Genomic DNA, 16777 nt, shown 5'->3' with positions numbered 1-16777 from the left:
GGTCGGCTGTGTCGTCATGAGTATTTGATCCTCGGGTCGATCAGGCCGTAGGTCAGATCGGTGATCAGGTTCACCAGCACGACGATCAGCGTGTAGATGACCATCATGCCCTGCAGCATCGTGTAGTCGCGCTGGTTGAGCGCGCCGACGATCAGCTTGCCGAGACCGGGGCGGTTGAAGACGATCTCGGTCAGCACCGAATTGCCGATGAGGATGCCGAGATAGAGGCCGACGACGGTCACCACCGGGATCAGGGCGTTGCGCAGGCAGTGCCGCCAGACGATGACCGCGAAGGCGAGGCCCTTGGCCCTGGCCGTGCGCACATAGTCCTGGTTGAGCACCTCCAGCATCGCCGAGCGGGTGACGCGGGTGATGTAGGCGGCCATGATCAGGCCGAGATTGATCGCCGGCAGGGCAAGGTCGCGCAGCCGGTCGGCAAGGCCGCTGCCCTGGCCCGAGCTGATCACCGGGAACCAGCGCAGGTGGATCGAGAAGAACAGGAGCAGCAGCACCGCCGAGACGAAGGCCGGGAAGGAAAGCCCCAGCAGCGAAGCGATGCGGGCGAGATAGTCCGGCAGCTTGTTGCGCCGCACTGCCGACCACACGCCGAAGGGCACGCCGACGACGATGCCGAGGATCAGCGAGGCCACGGTGAGCTCGATGGTCGCTGGAAGGACCTTGAGGATTTCCTCGATCACCGGCCGGCCGGAAACCATGGAAACGCCCCAGTCGCCCACCACGACGCCGCCAAGAAAGACGAAATACTGCTGGTAGAGCGGGACATCGAGGCCAAGGCGGATGCGCAGGGCCTCCAGCGCCGACTGGCTGGCCTGGTCGCCCAGGATCGCCAGCGCCGGATCGCCCGGCAGCACGCGGACGATGAAGAAGACGATGGTCAGCACGGCGAAAAGCGTGATCGCCGCGAAACCAAGCCGCTTGAGAACGAATGCGGTCATGTAAGGCGAGCCTCCGTCGCCCACGGTCGGGATGCGCCTGCACGCACCCACCGTGGCGGATGAGATCGCTGCCCCCGCCGGGCACGCGCTGGGCGCCCGGCGGAAGAAGCGTCGTCACTTGCCGGCAAGGCCGGTCAGGGCCCTCCGGTGCGGAGCTTACGCGCTTCTCACTGCGAGAAGGACGCGGCTTCGGTGACGGGCGGGCTGAGGTTCAGCGAACCCTTCACATCGACGCCGAGGTCGAGCGTGTCCTTCCAGGCCCACAGCTGCATGCTCTGCACGATCGGCACGGCGCAGACTTCCGCCATGATCTTGCGCTGGGCCTCGGCCCAGTACTCGAGCTGCTTCTGCTTGTCGCCTTCCACGCGCGCGGCCTCGATCTCCGCATCGGCAACCGCGCAATGGGAGAAGTTGGTGATGGCCGTCGGCGTGCCGACGATCGACGGGGAGTAGAAGAACTGCGTCAGGTAGACGTCCGCGACGGGGAAGCGGGCGGCCGCGTAATGCGTCACCTGGCTCATGTCCTTGCGGATCTGCTCGTGGAACGTCGCGTGCTCGACGGTCTCGATCTCCAGGTTGATGTTCGCCTCGCGCAGCAGGGCCTGGATCGCCTCCATGGTGGTCAGCATGCCCGGCAGCGTGGTGTGGATCGCCTTGATCGTCACGCCGTCCGGATGGCCGGCCTCGGCGAGCAGGGCCTTGGCCTTCTCGACCGAATACTCGTAGGTCGGCACGTCGGCGGTGTAGCCCAGATGCCCCTCGGGCACCGGCGAGATCGCCGCGAGCGTGACGTCCGGGCCCTTGAACTGGACCATGGCGTCGCGGCTGATCGCATGGGCGACGGCCTTGCGCACGCGCAGATCGTCGAGCGGCGGCATCGTCATGTTGAGATGGATGACCGACATCTCGCCCGGCGTCATCACCGAGACGACCGTGCCCGGCACCTGCTTGATGCGCTCGACCCAGGTCTGTTCCTGCTTGCCGTAGATCATGTCGACCTCGCCGGACTGGAAGGCCAGGTCACGCGAGGAGTCGGACGGGATGTAGCGGTAGTAGATTTCCTTGATCTTCGGCTCGCCGCGGAAATATTCCGGGTTGGCGACCAGCTTCACATATTGCTGCGGCTGGTATTCGGCGAACATGAAGGGGCCGGTGCCCACGGGAGTGCGCTGATAGTTCTCGCCGAGCGCCTCGACCGCGTCCTTACACACGATGTTGCCGCCATGATACGGCACCAGCAGGCCGAGCAGGCTCGGGATCTTGTTCTTGAGCTTGATGGTGACTTCCATCGGGCCGGTCGCCTCGACGCTGTCGAAGGCGGTGTAGTCCTTGGCAAAGGCGGAGATGTCCGTATTGGCCGAGCGCTTCAGCGAATAGACCACGTCCTCCGCGTCGATCTTGCCGTAGTCGCCGTGGCACTCCACGTCGTCGCGCAGGGAGAAGACCCAGGTCAGGCCGTCCTCGGAGGTGGTCCAGTTGCTGGCGATGTCCGGCTCGATGAATTCCGGGCTCGCCTCGCCCGGCTTGATCCGCACCAGACCGTTGAACATCCAGTGAAGGAGGCCCTTGTCGGGGGTGGAGGTCGCCACATGCGGGTCGAGCTTGCCCGCATCCGCGCTCGCCATACCCACATTCAGGGTCGTTCCGGCGGCATAGGCCTGTCCTGTCGCCAGCAAGGCTGCAAGTGCAATTCCCAGTCCGGTTTTCATGGTCCTGTCCTCTGGTCGATGTTTTGTTTTGTTTTGTATTTTTTTGTCTATGGGGCCCTTTTTACGGTCACGCTGCTCCTCACAGCGTGTCTTCAAGCCGGCAGTTTACCAGCATTTCCGCCATGGCTGCCGTGTTCGGCAGGGCCAGCGCCAGGGCGGTGATCTCGGCGAAATCGTCGGGGTGGATCATCTCCTCCCGGGAGATCTTGGTGACCCCGTCGGTGAGGTCGGTCGCGACGAAGCTCGGGCAGACGGCGGTGGCGCGTACGCCATGATCCCAGCCGATGCGGCGGGTGCCGTGGGTCAGCGCCATGAGGGCGTGCTTGGTCATGTTATAGGCAATGTTCTCATTGCGCACGCGTTTGCCCGAGAGCGAGGCGACATTGATCACCCGGCCGCTGCCGGCGGCCTTCAGGTGCGGCAGGCAGGCCCGCGTCAGGAACAGCGGCCCCTTGACGTTGATCGTCCACAGCGCGTCGAGGTCCTCCTCCTCGCCGCTCTCGATGGAGAAGGTGTTGGATGTGCCGGCATTGTTGACCAGCCCGTCGAGGCGGCCGAAGCGGGCAAGCGTCGCGGCCAGCCACGCGCCATGCGTGGCGCGGTCTGCTGCATCATAACGGGCGCACAGGAACCGGTCGCCCGGCGCATCCGCCAAGAGCTCGGCGAGCGCATCCGGGTTCCGCGCGCCGGCGCTGACGCTGTAGCCCTTGTCGAGCAGCTTGCGAGTGATCGCCAGCCCGATGCCCCGGCTGGCGCCGGACACCATGACCACGCGGCCTTCGGGATTGAGCATGGGCTTGTCTCCTCTATCCGTGCAGGGTCAGCGGCGCATCGGGGCCGGTTTGTGCGGCAAAGCGGCCGTAGCGGAAGGCGGACACATCGTGGCCGGGCTCCCGCCCGAGCGCGATGCGGCCGGCGATGGGACCCGTGACCGGGCCGATGCCGAAGCCGTGGCCGGAAAAACCCGCGGCCACGACCGCATTGTCGAGGCCGGGCAGCCGGTCGATCACGGGCAGGGCATCCGGCGTCAGGTCGAGTGCGCCGGCCCAGCACTCGGCCAGCTCCACCTCGGCAAAGCCCGGCAGCACCTCGGCGACCTTGGCGATGGTCTCGCCAAGGGCCCGCATGCGCGGGCGGATGGTGGGGCGCCCGCTGGTCTCGACGATCTCGCCGGCCCACTCCTCCATGCCGCTGGTGACGCGCATGCGCCCGTCGTTCTCCTGGCGCGCGGCCATATTGGCATTGGCGACGCCGAGCACGGGGGTGAGCAGGGGCGGGCAGGGCACGCTGCGCAGCACCGTGACCATCGGCCGGCGCAGCGGAATGCCGTGGCCGAGCGGGGCGAGCAGCTCGTTGACGAGGAAACCGGCAGCGATCAGCACCGTGCCGGGGCTGAGGGTGCGGCGGTCGGTGACGACGCGCACGATGCGCCCGCCCTCCGCCTCCAGCCGCAGGACCCGCTCGCCAAAGGAAAGGCGCGCACCGAGGCTCTCGGCGCGGTTCGCATAGGCGGTGACGGTCGCAAGCGGGTCGGCATGGCCGTCGGAGGGACAGAACGAGGCGGCAAGCACCCGGTCCGACAGGGCCGGGGCGATCTCGCGCACGCTGGTGAGGTCCGGCAGGAAGGAAAGCTGCAGGCCGGCCCGGGTCTGGTCTTCGACGAGGGCGCGGATCGTGGCGACTTCCGCGTCCGTGCGGGCAAGGCGCAGATTGCCGGATCGGCGGTAGCCGGTCGGCGCGCCGAGGTCTTCGTGGAGATCCTGCCACAGCGCCACGGCGGCGAGCGCCAGCGGCAGTTCCGCCGGATGGCGGCCCGACTGGCGCACGCCCGCAAGCGTCCAGCCCGAGGCCATGGCGGCCGGGCCGTAGGTGTCGATGACCTCCACACTCCCGCCCGCCCTGGCGATTTCGAGCGCTGCCGAGGTGCCGGTGATACCGGCGCCGATGACGAGCACGTCGGGCGTGGCGAGGGCGGGATGGTTCATGCGGCCGCCTTCGATTTTCTGCCGAAACGGGTGTAGGCGAAGGGCTTCATGTCGACCAGCGGCGTGTCGCCCTCGATCTGCTGGACCACCAGGCGGGCAACGCCGGGGCCGATGCCGAAGCCGTGGCCGGAGAGGCCCGTGGCGACGACGAGGCCCGACCAGCCGGCGGGTTCGTCGACGACGGGGATCTCGTCGGGCATGACGTCGATCAACCCGCCCCAGCTATGGGCGATCTCGACGCCGTCGAGGCGCGGATGCAGCGCCTTGGCGCCGGCCAGCACATCGGCGAGAAGGCGCGGATCGGGCACCGGATCCATCACCCGCACCTGTTCGAACGGGGTAACCTCGTCGGCCTGCCAGCGATGGCGGCCGAGCGGGCCGAAGAAATCGCCGCTGAGACGGATCTTCATCATCTGCCAGCGGTCGGCCAGCACGGGCAGGAAGTCGAGGAAATGACGGAATGCGGCCGGCACCAGCTGGAACTCCGCCGCGCCCGAGCGGGCGATGGTGTAGCCGCCGTCGGCGCGCCGGCGCAGCGAAGCCTTCGTGGCGCCGACCGCGCCGGCGATGACCTCGGGACCGGGCGTCGTGCGCAGGACCGAGGACTTCACCGCCAGCTGCGGCAGCGACAGGCCGAGATTTTCCAGGAAGGTGCGCGACCACACGCCGCCGGCCAGAACCACGCTCTGGCAGGCGATCTCGCCATGTTCGGTGACGACGGAGCGGACCTTGCCGCCGGTACGCTCGATGGAGCGGACGGCGCAGCCCTCGATGATCGTGGCGCCGAGACGCGCGGCGTAGCGCGCCATCGCCGGAACGGCGAGGGATGGCTCGGCGGTGGCGTCGGACGGGGTGTGCAGGGCGCCGGCGAACTGGCGGTCGTTGCGCTTGAGCAGGTCGTCCGTCTCCTGCGGGCTGAGGAGAACGGAGCCGTGGTTGAAACCGGCATTGTCGCGCAGCCAGGTCTGGTGCTTCTCCAGCTCCTTCTCGTTGGTCGCGAGATAGGTGGTGCCGCGAATGCCGTAGCCGATGTCCTCGCCAAGGCGCGGGGCGAGGTCGCGCCACATGCCGGCGCTCTCGATCATCAGCTGGAGTTCGCGGTTGTCGCGGCCGGCCTTGCGGATCCAGCCCCAGTTGCGCGAGGACTGTTCGCCGGCGATGCGGCCCTTCTCGCACAGGACGACGGGAATGCCCTTTTCGGCGAGGAAGAGGGCGGTGCAGACACCGACGATGCCTCCGCCGATGACCACGACCTGCGTGCTTGCCGGAACCTGCCGGTGATCGTCTGCCGCGCTCACGTCGCCCCTCCAGACTGTCTGCTGTTGTCAGAGTGCGAAGGTGCCGGGTATAAGGCAAATACCGTTTCCTTCCACGAATATGCGGAAATGTTATGGTCTCGTCGATTTCGCAGCGCTCCCTGGAAGCTTTCCGCTGCGTCATGCGCGCGGGAACGGTCTCCGCCGCCGCCGACGAGATGGCGATCTCGCAACCTGCCGTCAGCCGTTTGATCCGCGATCTGGAGGAGCGGCTGCAGCTGCCGCTGTTCAGCCGCAGGGGCGGGCGGGTCGTCGCCACCCGCGAGGCGCACGAGCTGTGGACCGAGGTGGAGCGCAGCTTCGTCGGGCTCGGCCAGATCGAGCGGGCCGCGACCCAGATCCGCCAAGGCTACCGGGCGACGCTGACCATCGCCGCGGCCCCGGCCATCGCCCAGTCGGCGCTGCCCGGCGTGATTGCGATGCTGTCGCAGGAGCGGGCCGAGTTCCGCGCCGAATTCCTGTCGATGACGACGCTGCCGGTGGTGCGGCAGGTGGCGCTGCGTCAGTGCCAGATCGGCTTCGGCATCCCGACGCGCCACAAGCACGAGGTGGATGTGGTGGGCAGCGGCTCGGTGCCGTTCCGCTTCATCGGCCCGCCGGGCCACCCGCTCGGGACACGGGACATCGTGCGCGAGGAGGATCTGTCCGGCGTCGACTTCGTCGGCTTCGTGGACTCCACCATGTCCGGCCGAGCCTTCGACCGGGTGTTCGCCAAGATGCGCCGGCCGCCGGTGCAGAAGATGAAGTCCTACCTCTCGCACATCGTCTCGGCGCTGGTGATGCGGGGGCTCGGCGTCGGCATCGTCGATGCGTTCACCGCGCGAGACCACCTGCGCATGGGCGGGGTGATGCGCCCGGTCGAGATCCCCGACCGCTTCGAATATTCGATCATCAAGCCGCATGGCGACAAGCTGAGCCCGGAGGCGCTGGCGCTGGTCGACGGGTTCGAGCGCTACGTGCGCGGCTATCAGGACGACTGACGCGGCTCATGCCGCGTCATGAGAAGACTGACGCCGGAAACGAAAACGGCCGCACCCGGAAGGCGCGACCGTCTCCAATCCGGTCTTGGGAGAGACCGGTTTAGTGCGGGATGCTTACTTCATGCCGAGCTGGACGCGCAGCGTTTCGGCAAGATCCTTGATGGTCGCCTCGGCATCGGCGCCTTCCGTCACTTCCACCAGGGCGGCGGCGATCAGGTCGGTGACCGCGACGCCCTCGGCGCCCGGATAGGCGTACCAGGGGCCGGCATGGCGGGCGATCTGGGTGTGGGCGACGAGCGCGTTCGGGTCCTTCTCGTAGAAGGCGCCGAGATACTCCTTGTCCTCGACCACGATGGAGTTGGCCGGAGCATAGCCGGTGTTCTCCACGATGATCTTCTGGCCCTCGGGCCCGGTGACGAAGGAAATGTACTCCCACGCCGCCTTCTGCTTGGCCTCGTCCTTGGTCAGCATGACGATGCCCGAGCCGCCGGTCGGGAAGTAGACGGACGCCTCGTCGTCGGTGCCCAGCGGCAGCGGCTTGACGGTGACCTTGAAGGCATCGCCCGCGCCCTGCTCGAAGCGGGTCTGCAGCGAGGAGCTCTCGAACATGATGCCGAGCGTGCCGGCCGGAAGGGCCTGGCGGGCGTCGCTGTCGGCGTAGGACTTCATGCCCGCTTCCTTGGCGAAGCGCTGGTAGAGGCGCGCGGCCTCGATGCCGGCCTCGCTGTCGAAGGTGATGTCGGTCTCATCCTCGTTCATCGGACGCCCGCCGAAGGCGCCGAGCAGCGACTGGTAGCGCCAGTCATGCCGGTCGATCCACACGCCGTCGATCGTGTCGCTGAGCGCGTTGATCTTGGCGGCGAGCTCGATCACCCCGTCGAAGGTGGTCGGGAAGTCGTCCATGGACCCGCCGGCCTGCTCGACCAGCTTCGGGTTCACATACATGACCAGCGTCGAGGCGGAGGTCGCCAGCGCGTGCTGCTGGCCCTTGAAGCTGCCGAGCGACAGCAGCGCCGGGGTGTAGCCCTGCTCTGCCGGATTGTCGCCGAGGAAGCCGTCGAGCGGCTGGGTCAGGCCGCGATCCTGCAGGATGCGCCAGCGGTTGAGGCCGACATAGGCAACGTCCGGCGCGGTGCCGGCGACGGCCTCGCGCAGCAGGCGCTGCACGCCTTCCGGATAGCCCTCGGCCGGGCCGTCCAGGGTGACCTTGATGTCGGGATGCTTGGCCATGAAGGCCTCGGCAAGCGCCTTCTGCGTATCGGCCCAGATGGTCGGGATCGCATAGTGCACGCGGATCTCGGTCTCCTGGGCAGTGGCGCTGCTGGCGACGAGCGCGAAAGCCGCGGCGAATAGGGCACGTCTCATGCTTGACACTCCTGGTTGACGTTTCTCGTTGCGCGGTTTGTCCCGCGTCTGTGGTTGTCGGTTACCCGCATCACTTCAGGCCGCTTGCGGCGAGACCTTGCGTGAACTTGCGCTGCGCCAGCAGGAACGCGATGACCAGCGGCGCGGTGATGATGAGAGCCGCGGCCATGAGCGGGCCGACATCGTCGCCCGACTCCTCGTCGCGGAAGTAGAGAATGCCGCGCGGCGGCGTGGCGAGCTGCGGATCGGTAGTGGCGATCAGCGGCCAGAACAGGTCGTTCCAGTGCGCGGTCACCGAGAAGATCGCAAAGGCGGTCGCCGCCGGCAGCACCAGCGGGAAGGTGATGCGCCAGACGATGGCGGTCTCGCTCAACCCATCGACGCGCGCCGCCTCGAACAGCTCCGTCGGTAGCTGCGAAATCGCCTGGCGGAACAGGAAGATGCCGAAGGCGGTCGGGATGAACGGCAGGATCAGCGCCCAGTAGGTGTTGAGGATGCCGGCCTGCGCGAAGCCGAGGAAGATCGGGATCGCGGTGACGTGGAACGGCACCAGCAGGCCCGCCAGAACGAGGCCGAAGACCAGCGCGCGGGCCCGGAAGGTCCGCTGCGCCAGCGCATAGGCGCAAGGCACGGCAAACACCAGCTGGAAGACGAGGATGCCGACAACGACGACCAGCCCGTTCCACAGGAACAGCGGCACGTCGGTGCTGGTCAGCGCCACGACGAAATTGCGCCATTCCAGCCGCGAGGGCAGCAGGGCGATCTCGGTGCTGAAGATCTCGTCGCGCGGCTTCACCGACAGCGACAGCATCCAGACGAAGGGCAGGAGGATCGCGGCGGCTCCGACGAGCAGCAGCGCGGTGGAAACGGCACGGCCGACGAGCTTGCGGATCATCTGTAATGCACCTTCTTCTCGACGATGCGGATCTGCGCGAAGGTCAGGATCAGCAGGAAGGCGAAGAAGACCATCGTGATGGCGCTGGCATAGCCCGCCTTGAAGTAGACGAAGCCTTCCCGGTAGAGCGCGTAGACCAGCGTGTCGGAGGCGAAGGCCGGGCCGCCGCGCGTCAGCGTGGCGACGGTCTCGAACACCCGGAAGGCGTTGGTCGCTGTCACCACCAGCACGAAGAGGGTGGTGGGCCCGAGCATCGGCCAGGTGACGGTCCAGAAGCGCGACCAGCCGCCGCCCGCCCCGTCGACCTCTGCCGCGTCGTAGAGCTCCGGCGGGATGGCGACGAGGCCGGCCAGGAACAGCACCATGTTGTAGCCGACGGTCTGCCAGATGCCGATCACCGCCAGGGTGTAGAGCACCAGGCCCCGGTCGCTGAGCCAGTTGCGCGGCTCGCCGCCAAGGGCCGCGAGCACGTGGTTGACCACGCCGAGCGAGGGATGCAGCACCATCTGCCAGGCGACCGACATGGCGACCAGCGTCGCGGCGACGGGCAGGAAGTAGACGGCGCGCAGCGCATGGGCGAGACCCGGAGCCCAGCCGGTCATCCGGTGCAGGCCGAGCGCCACCAGCAGGCCGAGCGCGACGGAGGCCGGAATGACGATGGCGACGTAAAGCAGGGTGTTGGTGATGGCCCGCTGCCCCAGCGTCGAGCCGAGCAGGCGCTGGTAGTTCTCCAGCCCCGTCCAGTTCAGCGTGGTGGCGCCGAACTGGTAGTCGGTGAAGGAGAGCAGGGCGACGATGGCGACGGGCAGGAAGATGAACAGCACCATCGCCAGCGTCGCAGGGCCGGCGAGCCAGAGCGTGGTCAGGGCCTCGCGGCGAGCAATCGACATGCGCCTCATGCCGCTTCTCCGATGCGCTGGCCGGATGCGGCGTCGAAGACATGCACCTGCGCCGGGTCGAAGCCCAGGCGCACGGCGCTGCCGGGGGCGGGAATGGCGTAGTTGCCGGGCGCAATGGCCCGCAGCTCCGCACCGCTCTCCGCCCGCAGGGCCAGCACCACCTCCGAGCCGAGATATTCCGCCGTCTCGAGACGGGCCTCGACCGTGCCGGAGGCGGCTGGGCTGAGATGTTCGGGCCGCAGCGCGATCACCGCCGAGCCGGCCGCCGGGTGCAGGCCGGCCGGCGCGCTGCCGGGTTCGAAGAAATTGATGGCATTGGTGCCGATGAAGCCGGCGACCTCGCGCGAGGCGGGACGCTCGTAAAGGTCCTGCGGGGTGCCGGCCTGGGCGACCCGTCCGCCGATCATCACGACGATCTGGTCGGCCATCGCCATGGCCTCGGACTGGTCGTGGGTGACGTAGACGAAGGGCCGGCCGGTGCGCTTGTGCAGGGCGACGAGCTCGGAGCGCATCTTCACGCGCAGCCGGGCATCGAGATTGGACAGCGGCTCGTCGAGCAGGAAGAGCACGGGATCGCGCACCAATGCGCGGCCGAGCGCGACGCGCTGCTTCTGACCGCCGGAGAGCTGCGCCGGCTTGCGGTGCAGCAGCTGCTCCAGGCCGAGCATTTCCGCCACTTCGCCGACCGCGCGGCGGATCTTCGCGCGCGCCTCGCCGCTGCCGGGGGCGAAGCGGCCGAGGACCGGCATGCGGCCGAGCGTGGTAAGGTGGCGCATGGCCAGCGGCAGGGCGATGTTCTGCTCCACGCTCAGATGCGGGTAGAGCGCATAGGACTGGAACACCATCGCGACATTGCGCTCGTGAGCGGTTCGGTCGGCCACATCCGCGCCGTTCAGAAGCACGGCCCCCTCGCTCGGCCGGTCGAGCCCGGCCATGATGCGCAAGGTCGTCGACTTGCCGCAGCCGGACGCGCCCAGCAGCGCGGTGAAGCTGCCGGAGGGAATGGAGACGTCGACGCGGTCGAGGACGGTCTGCGGTCCGAACCGGCGCGTGACGCCCTTCAGTTCCAGTGTCGGGGTGGTGCTCATCGTGTGTGCCAGCCTTGTAAGCTTTCTTACATTGTGAGGGGCGTGCGTGTAACTTTTATGACGAAGTTGCCATTGCCATCAGATGCCCGCAAAGCCGCTCGACCGCGTCCTCCGGATCGCTCGCCATTTCCAGTCCCTCGACCGCCGGCGCGCCGAGCAGGCCGATGACGGGCTTGGAGAAATGCAGGCCGTAGGCGATCTCCGACAGGGTGCCGTAGGACCCGCCGACGGCGACCAGAACGGCCGACGATTTGGCGATGATCATGTTGCGGCCCTCGCTGAGGCCGGTGGCGATCGGGATGGCGATATGGTCGTTGGCGCAGCGCCAGTCGTGGTCCGGCAGCATGCCGATGGTGAGGCCGCCGGCCTCGCGGCACCCCTTGGCTGCAGCCTCCATGACGCCGCTCTTGCCGCCGCAGATCACGGTCAGGCCGAGGGCGCCGAGCGCCCGGCCCACGGCCTCGGCCCCGGCATACTGTTCCGGCGTTGCCGCACGCGGCCCGATGATGCCGACGGGCACGCGGCGGGCGCCGCCCTTCGCACCGATGGCGGCCAGCGCCTCGCGGGCGGAAACGGCGCGGGCATCGGCGGGAAGCGCGCAGGCCTGCCAGCGCCAGTCCCATGCGTCGAGGCGGCCCTGCTCGCTGTGGACGGTGTCATCAGACAGAAAATAACGCGTGTTACCCATTGGCCGGCTCCGATCGTTGATGTAAACTTTTTTACATTCAAATAGCGGAGTACGACAAGTCCATGAATCGAGTCGAGCCCTTGTCGGCCTTCAGCCCCCGCCAGCGCGAGATCCTGGCGCTCACCGAGCGCAACGGGTTCGTCACCATCGAGAGCCTTGCCGAGGAGTTCGGCGTGTCGGCGCAGACGATCCGGCGCGACATCATCGCGCTGGCCGATGCCGGCCGGCTGCAGCGCTTCCACGGTGGGGCGGGCGTCACCGGCCAGACCGAGACGCTGCGGCTCGACCACGGGCAGAAGGAACAGCTCTCCGTGGAGGACAAGGTGCGGGTCGCGCAGACGGCCGCAGCCTGCGTGCCCGACGGGGCGAGCCTCTTCCTCGATGTCGGGACCACGGTCGAGATGGCCGCCAAGGCGCTCAACGCCCGGCCGGGCTTTCGCGTCTTCACCAACAGCATGCGCGCCGCGCTCGCCTTCGATCCCTCGCGCCACGACGTCAACGTGATCGGCCGGCGGGTGGCCGGACGCGACGGCTCGCTGGTCGGCGAGGAGACGATGCTGGCGCTGCAGGGCCTGCGGCTCGACTATGCGCTGATCGGTTGCTCGGCGGTGGATGCCGAGGGGCGGGTGATGGACTACGACCTGTCGAAGATCGCCGTGAAGAAGGTGGCGATGCAGGCGGCGCGCAAGTCGCTGCTGCTGGCGACGGCGAGCAAGTTCGGCCGCTCGGCGCTCTCCACCATCGCCATGCTGTCGGACTTCGAGCAGGTGATCGACGGTCGTCAGGACCTGGCGGTAGAGGCCGGCTGAGCCGTCCTGCCGTCGGCGTCCGGCCCGCACGAGGCGGGCCGGAACCTCTCTGTCAGGCTGCTTCCTGCAGCGGCAACGTCACGGTTTCAAAGGCAAGGCCGGGCCGGTAGCGGGCCGAGACCTTGCCGTCTTCCAGCAGCAACAGGTGCATCCAGCCCTTGTCGAAGAGGGCGCGCAGGCCCTCGTGCCGGGACAGGATGTCGTGCACCGCCTCGCGCGGGGCCTCCACCAGCACCGACAGCCGCAGCGGCTCGTGCATCAGCCGCGCCCCGTCGCTGACCGCCTGCAGCGGCAGGCCGGCGCGCAACCGCCCGCCATTGCCCTCCACGACGCCGATGCCGCCGACCACGTTGTGCAGCAGCTTGTTGCCGCCTCCGAAGAGGTCGGGCGCGACGGTCGAGCCGTAATATTGCAGCGAGATCCAGCTCGCCACGACCACCGGCGCGGTGAGGATCAGCTCCAGCACCTTCATGCCCTCGTCTGCCCGCCAGTCGTAGGAATGCAGGAAGACCCGCCCGCCGAGGTCCGCCCCGGCGGTGACGCCGCGCGGCGCGGCGATGAAGGCGGAGCAGCCGGCAAGGCCCCACTCGGGCCGGGTTTCGGCCCAGTTGCGCGCCCGCAAGGCCAGCCGGTCGTGGCTGGCGCCCGGCAGCCGGGCGGCCCGCTCGATCCGGGCGAGCCGTCCCGCCTCGGCGAGCTTTTCCCGCGCGAAGGCGAGATCCGGCGCATGCTCCTGCGACGGGGCATCCTTCGCAAAGAGCGTCACCTCGTCGGTGGTGGTGTCGTGCAGGCCGGCGACGAACAGCGTGTCGTCGGCGATCGCAAGGCCCATCTCGGCAAGCCCGGCGCGGGTCTCGGGATCGTTGAGAAGCTGCGCCAGCAGCCGTGCGGAGACCTCGCCGGTGTGACCGCCGCAGGCGCCGCAATGATAGGCGCTGTCCTGCGGGTTGTTGGTCGTGCTGGCGCCGTGGCCGAGCAGCAGCACCAGCCGGGCATGGCCCTGCATCATCGACATCGCCTTGAGCACGGTCGCCGCGGTCTCGGCCTTTTGCCGGGCGGTCAGCGCCGGATCGAGCCGCGGCGCGCAGCCGTGGTGGTGGGCGTGGTGATGTGCGGGCGCCAGCGAGAGCGCGTCGCGCAGCAGCTTGGCCGCGTAGAGCGGGCCGGCCGCCTCCACGAAGGCGAAGGAGGAGACGGCGGCCTGCCGGAAGCGATTCCACGCCCGCCGCGCCCGCGCCGTGATCCGCCCGGCCGTCTCGGCCTGCGGCTCCAGCTGCGCGGTGGAGGTCATGCCCGGCGTCAGCAGCACGGGCAGATGCGCCTCGCTCTCCACCGAGCCGTGCGGATGATGGGCGACCGGCAGGCCGAAGAAGCCGGCAAAGCCGAGCGTCCTGATGCCGGCGTCCTGGCTTTCCAGCGCCCGCCGGAACACTTCCGAGCGCACGTCGATGCAGAAGGCCGCCTGCAGGGCGGGCCGTTCGGTTGTCTCATGTTTCTCGGGAGCCTGGAGACGGGCGGCGAGCCGCCGCTGGAACGAGCGCTCGGCCGCGTCCTGCAGGATGGCGTCAGTGATCTGGTCGGCACTGGCGCCGGGCGCCTCGCCATGGGCGGCGATGACGCCCTGCCAGTCTTCCTTCACGGCATCACCGAAGGTGAGGAACAGCGCCTCCTCGAAGACCAGCCGGATGGCGAGAAGGTCCGTCAGGGTGGTGTCGGTGCTCCCCGCAAGCTCCGCCTGCCAGAGCAGGTAGCGGGCGTGCTGGGCCCAGCCGCCGAGATCGACCAGCAGCCGGTGGTAGAGGGTTTCCGCCGCAGCGCCGCTGACACCGAGCGTGGTGGCCGCGCGCAGGATCGCCCGCTCCGGCGTGTCCGGACAGGCGGCGACATGCCGGCAGAAGCCGGAAAGTCCGGCAAGCTCGGGCGTCAGGTCGTGCTGCGCCCATTCCCGCCAGGCGGCGAAGGCGGAGCGGCCGGGTGCAGGCGTCCACAGCGCCTGTCCCCGGTCGAAATGGCCCGCGGCCCAAAGCCCGGTGGTGCGGGCGACGATCTCCGGCCAGTCGGTGCCGGTGGCGCGGGCGGCAAGATCGGCCAGCGTCGGCAGCGGCGAGGGGGCGGCAGCGGGTTGCGCAAGGCGCGCCCGCAAGCTCTCGATGTCCGCCGGCTTGTCGGCGAAGGGCGCGGCATCCAGGGCGTCCTGCAGGTCCTGCGCGGTGATCGTCTGCGCGGCGAGCGCATCGGCATGGAGGCGCCGTGCCGGCACGATGTCGCTGCCGGCGACCCGGGCAAGGCGCGCGGCGGCTTCTGCCATGTCCTCGCCGGTCTGGCCGAGGAACGGGTTGACGGCGACGGTGGCGTCCAGCGGGAAGGCCGGCGGCACCCGCCGGGCGGCCCGGTCTGCCGCCTGGAGAAGAGCGGTCACCTGCGGCGTGGCAAGGGAGGTCGGAGGCGTGAGCATGATGGAACCTTCCGAGGATCAGTGGGACGAGGGGAGCCGGAAGCCGCCGATCAGGCGGTCGACGGCGGCATTCACGTAGAAGCCGTTGGCGAAGTGGACCCGCAGGCCTGCCGTCGCCGGGTGATGCGCCCAGTGCGGGAACAGCGCCTGTGCGACGGCGACACCGCCGAAGGAGGCGAGCGCCAGGGCGATCAGCGCCCATTCCAGCGGGCCGGCCTGGGGCGGGGCCGGCAGCGCGCCGCCGACCACCAGCCCGGCCAGCACGTGGAAGCCGAAATAGCCGATGGCGGCCGCGACCGAGGCCTTGGCGGTCTTGCGGGTGAGGGCGGCGGGAGCGGCGTCGGCGAGACCCTGCGCCACCAGATAGGCGACGCCGAAGATCAGGATCGCGCCCAAGGCCAGCGCCTGTGCCGACTTTTCCAGCGGCAGCAGCGAGAAGGCGCCGGCAACGGCCGCATAAAGAGCGAGGGCGAGCAGGAAGGCGCGCGCCACTGCGGCAAGGCCGGGCGCGGCGACGGGGCCCGGCCGCCGCGTTGCCTGCACCGCGCGCACCGCCGTGCCGGAGGAGAGGAAGGCGTGCGCCTTGTAGAGCGAGTGAGCGACGATGTGCAGCAGGGCGAGCGGCCACAGGCCGAGCCCGCATTGCAGCAGCATGAAGCCCATCTGCGCGACCGTCGACCAAGCGAGCGCCGTCTTCACCGCGCTCTGGGTCAGCATGACCAGCGCGCCGAACAGGGCCGAGAAACCGCCGAGCATGACCAGCAGCGTCATCGCCGCCGGGCTCGCCTGCACCGGCTCGGCAAGACGGATGAGCAGCAGGCCGCCGGCATTGATGATGCCCGCATGCAGCAGCGCCGAGACCGGGGTGGGGGCTTCCATCACCTCGGTCAGCCACCCGTGTAGGGGAAAGGCCGCCGTCTTCAGCAGCGCGGCAAGCACGACGAGCAGCACGGCGATGTCGGCGGCAAGCGGCATGTCGCCGGCCCGGGCAGCCTCACTGACGCCGGCGAGCGACAGCGTGCCGAAGGCGGCCCAGAAGCCGAGGGCGGCGAGCAGCAGCGCGGCGTCGCCGGCCGTCCAGGCGAGGGTGAACTTGGCCGCGGCCCGCCGGGCCTGCGGCCGCTCGCGGTAGAACAGCAGCAGCTGCCGCAGCAGCGCGCCGACGAGGACGAAGCTGAGGATCAGGACCGGCAGGGTGGCGGCCTGTACCAGCACGAGGACGGCGGCGACGGCGGCGAGCAGCAGGCCGTGGAAGGTGCCCTCCCGCGCCTCGCCGTCGAGATAGCTGCGCGAGAAGCGCACCACCACCCAGCCGACGAAGGCGACCAGAACCGACATGACCGCCGACACCGTGTCGAGGGTGAGCGCCAGGGCAAAGGCGCCGCTGCCGACGGCGAGCGTTGCCGGGCCGCTGATGGCCAGATGGAGCGCGCCGGCAAGGGCAAGCGCGAGGGAGAGCAGCGCGGCGCCCTCGGCGAGCATCGGCAATGCGCCCGGTCGGCGACCGGGGCGGGCCAGGGCGCAGGCGGCAATGAGCAGAAGCGGCAGGGGGGCGAGCGCCGTGGGGAACATGGGGAATCTCCGAAAGTGAAGTGCGCGCCGGAGATATCGCTTGCCAATATTCAAGAAAAT

Annotated in this window: 14 protein-coding genes; 2 read left to right on the top strand and 12 right to left on the bottom strand. The window is 69.0% G+C overall.

What is annotated here, in order from left to right; all coding sequences use genetic code 11:
- Window positions 1-14: 14 nt before the first annotated feature.
- The 5 genes from ACVJ6E_RS03240 to ACVJ6E_RS03220 form a co-directional block, all read right to left on the bottom strand.
- Window positions 15-956, bottom strand: coding sequence for an ABC transporter permease (locus ACVJ6E_RS03240; RefSeq protein WP_120268923.1), 942 nt, complete (start codon window positions 954-956; stop codon window positions 15-17).
- A 167-nt stretch (window positions 957-1123) separates the two neighbouring features.
- Complete coding sequence (locus ACVJ6E_RS03235; RefSeq protein ID WP_120268924.1) at window positions 1124-2665, bottom strand: ABC transporter substrate-binding protein; 1542 nt, start codon at window positions 2663-2665, stop codon at window positions 1124-1126.
- A gap of 79 nt (window positions 2666-2744) precedes the next feature.
- Window positions 2745-3458, bottom strand: a complete 714-nt coding sequence (locus ACVJ6E_RS03230) for an SDR family NAD(P)-dependent oxidoreductase (protein ID WP_120268925.1) — start codon at window positions 3456-3458, stop codon at window positions 2745-2747.
- 13 nt (window positions 3459-3471) lie between these two features.
- On the bottom strand, window positions 3472-4650 hold the full coding sequence (locus ACVJ6E_RS03225) for an NAD(P)/FAD-dependent oxidoreductase (RefSeq protein ID WP_120268926.1): 1179 nt from the start codon (window positions 4648-4650) through the stop codon (window positions 3472-3474).
- Complete coding sequence (locus ACVJ6E_RS03220; RefSeq protein WP_120268927.1) at window positions 4647-5948, bottom strand: FAD-dependent oxidoreductase; 1302 nt, start codon at window positions 5946-5948, stop codon at window positions 4647-4649. The genes ACVJ6E_RS03225 and ACVJ6E_RS03220 overlap by 4 nt, the downstream gene beginning before the upstream one ends.
- A gap of 92 nt (window positions 5949-6040) precedes the next feature.
- On the opposite strand from ACVJ6E_RS03220, the gene ACVJ6E_RS03215 reads away from it, so the two are divergent.
- Window positions 6041-6946: a LysR family transcriptional regulator gene (locus tag ACVJ6E_RS03215; RefSeq protein ID WP_120268928.1), complete on the top strand. Its 906-nt coding sequence runs from the start codon at window positions 6041-6043 to the stop codon at window positions 6944-6946.
- Window positions 6947-7060: 114 nt separating this feature from the next.
- Here ACVJ6E_RS03215 and ACVJ6E_RS03210 read toward each other — a convergent pair whose 3' ends face one another.
- From ACVJ6E_RS03210 to ACVJ6E_RS03190, 5 genes are all read right to left on the bottom strand, one after another.
- A complete protein-coding gene (locus ACVJ6E_RS03210) occupies window positions 7061-8311 on the bottom strand; it encodes an ABC transporter substrate-binding protein (RefSeq protein WP_120268929.1) in 1251 nt (416 codons plus the stop codon).
- Between the two features lie 70 nt (window positions 8312-8381).
- Window positions 8382-9206 carry a carbohydrate ABC transporter permease gene (locus tag ACVJ6E_RS03205; protein WP_120268930.1) on the bottom strand — a complete coding sequence of 275 codons (825 nt, stop codon included), beginning with the start codon at window positions 9204-9206 and terminating at the stop codon, window positions 8382-8384.
- Entirely contained in the window at window positions 9203-10105 is a 903-nt protein-coding gene (locus tag ACVJ6E_RS03200) for a carbohydrate ABC transporter permease (protein WP_067339258.1), read from the bottom strand. The genes ACVJ6E_RS03205 and ACVJ6E_RS03200 overlap by 4 nt, the downstream gene beginning before the upstream one ends.
- Window positions 10102-11193, bottom strand: coding sequence for an ABC transporter ATP-binding protein (locus tag ACVJ6E_RS03195; protein ID WP_120268931.1), 1092 nt, complete (start codon window positions 11191-11193; stop codon window positions 10102-10104). Before ACVJ6E_RS03195 ends, ACVJ6E_RS03200 begins: the two co-directional genes overlap by 4 nt.
- 55 nt (window positions 11194-11248) lie before the next feature.
- Window positions 11249-11881, bottom strand: coding sequence for a TIGR00725 family protein (locus tag ACVJ6E_RS03190; RefSeq protein WP_083202422.1), 633 nt, complete (start codon window positions 11879-11881; stop codon window positions 11249-11251).
- Between the two features lie 62 nt (window positions 11882-11943).
- Between ACVJ6E_RS03190 and ACVJ6E_RS03185 the strand changes: the two genes are divergently transcribed.
- Window positions 11944-12690, top strand: a complete 747-nt coding sequence (locus ACVJ6E_RS03185; protein WP_120268932.1) for a DeoR/GlpR family DNA-binding transcription regulator — start codon at window positions 11944-11946, stop codon at window positions 12688-12690.
- A 52-nt stretch (window positions 12691-12742) separates the two neighbouring features.
- On the opposite strand, the gene ACVJ6E_RS03180 is transcribed toward ACVJ6E_RS03185, so the two are convergent.
- The gene (locus ACVJ6E_RS03180; protein ID WP_120268933.1) at window positions 12743-15145 is read right to left on the bottom strand and encodes a DUF2309 domain-containing protein; all 2403 of its coding nucleotides are present in this window, start codon (window positions 15143-15145) and stop codon (window positions 12743-12745) included.
- An 18-nt stretch (window positions 15146-15163) separates the two neighbouring features.
- The gene (locus ACVJ6E_RS03175; protein WP_120268934.1) at window positions 15164-16717 is read right to left on the bottom strand and encodes a proton-conducting transporter transmembrane domain-containing protein; all 1554 of its coding nucleotides are present in this window, start codon (window positions 16715-16717) and stop codon (window positions 15164-15166) included.
- Window positions 16718-16777 lie beyond the last annotated feature (60 nt).

It is taken from the genome of Stappia sp. G46H5W, from assembly GCF_058448995.1.
The sequence above is the reverse complement of the archived record's forward strand: the minus strand, read 5'-3'. Positions and strand labels throughout refer to the sequence as shown.

Coding starts and splice junctions, on each gene's coding strand:
- ACVJ6E_RS03215 (WP_120268928.1), top strand. CDS start 6,041: ATGGTCTCGTCGATTTCGCAGCGCTCCCTGGAAGCTTTCCGCTGCGTC.
- ACVJ6E_RS03175 (WP_120268934.1), bottom strand. CDS start 16,717: ATGTTCCCCACGGCGCTCGCCCCCCTGCCGCTTCTGCTCATTGCCGCC.
- ACVJ6E_RS03180 (WP_120268933.1), bottom strand. CDS start 15,145: ATGCTCACGCCTCCGACCTCCCTTGCCACGCCGCAGGTGACCGCTCTT.
- ACVJ6E_RS03200 (WP_067339258.1), bottom strand. CDS start 10,105: ATGAGGCGCATGTCGATTGCTCGCCGCGAGGCCCTGACCACGCTCTGG.
- ACVJ6E_RS03235 (WP_120268924.1), bottom strand. CDS start 2,665: ATGAAAACCGGACTGGGAATTGCACTTGCAGCCTTGCTGGCGACAGGA.
- ACVJ6E_RS03185 (WP_120268932.1), top strand. CDS start 11,944: ATGAATCGAGTCGAGCCCTTGTCGGCCTTCAGCCCCCGCCAGCGCGAG.
- ACVJ6E_RS03240 (WP_120268923.1), bottom strand. CDS start 956: ATGACCGCATTCGTTCTCAAGCGGCTTGGTTTCGCGGCGATCACGCTT.
- ACVJ6E_RS03230 (WP_120268925.1), bottom strand. CDS start 3,458: ATGCTCAATCCCGAAGGCCGCGTGGTCATGGTGTCCGGCGCCAGCCGG.
- ACVJ6E_RS03195 (WP_120268931.1), bottom strand. CDS start 11,193: ATGAGCACCACCCCGACACTGGAACTGAAGGGCGTCACGCGCCGGTTC.
- ACVJ6E_RS03205 (WP_120268930.1), bottom strand. CDS start 9,206: ATGATCCGCAAGCTCGTCGGCCGTGCCGTTTCCACCGCGCTGCTGCTC.
- ACVJ6E_RS03190 (WP_083202422.1), bottom strand. CDS start 11,881: ATGGGTAACACGCGTTATTTTCTGTCTGATGACACCGTCCACAGCGAG.
- ACVJ6E_RS03225 (WP_120268926.1), bottom strand. CDS start 4,650: ATGAACCATCCCGCCCTCGCCACGCCCGACGTGCTCGTCATCGGCGCC.
- ACVJ6E_RS03210 (WP_120268929.1), bottom strand. CDS start 8,311: ATGAGACGTGCCCTATTCGCCGCGGCTTTCGCGCTCGTCGCCAGCAGC.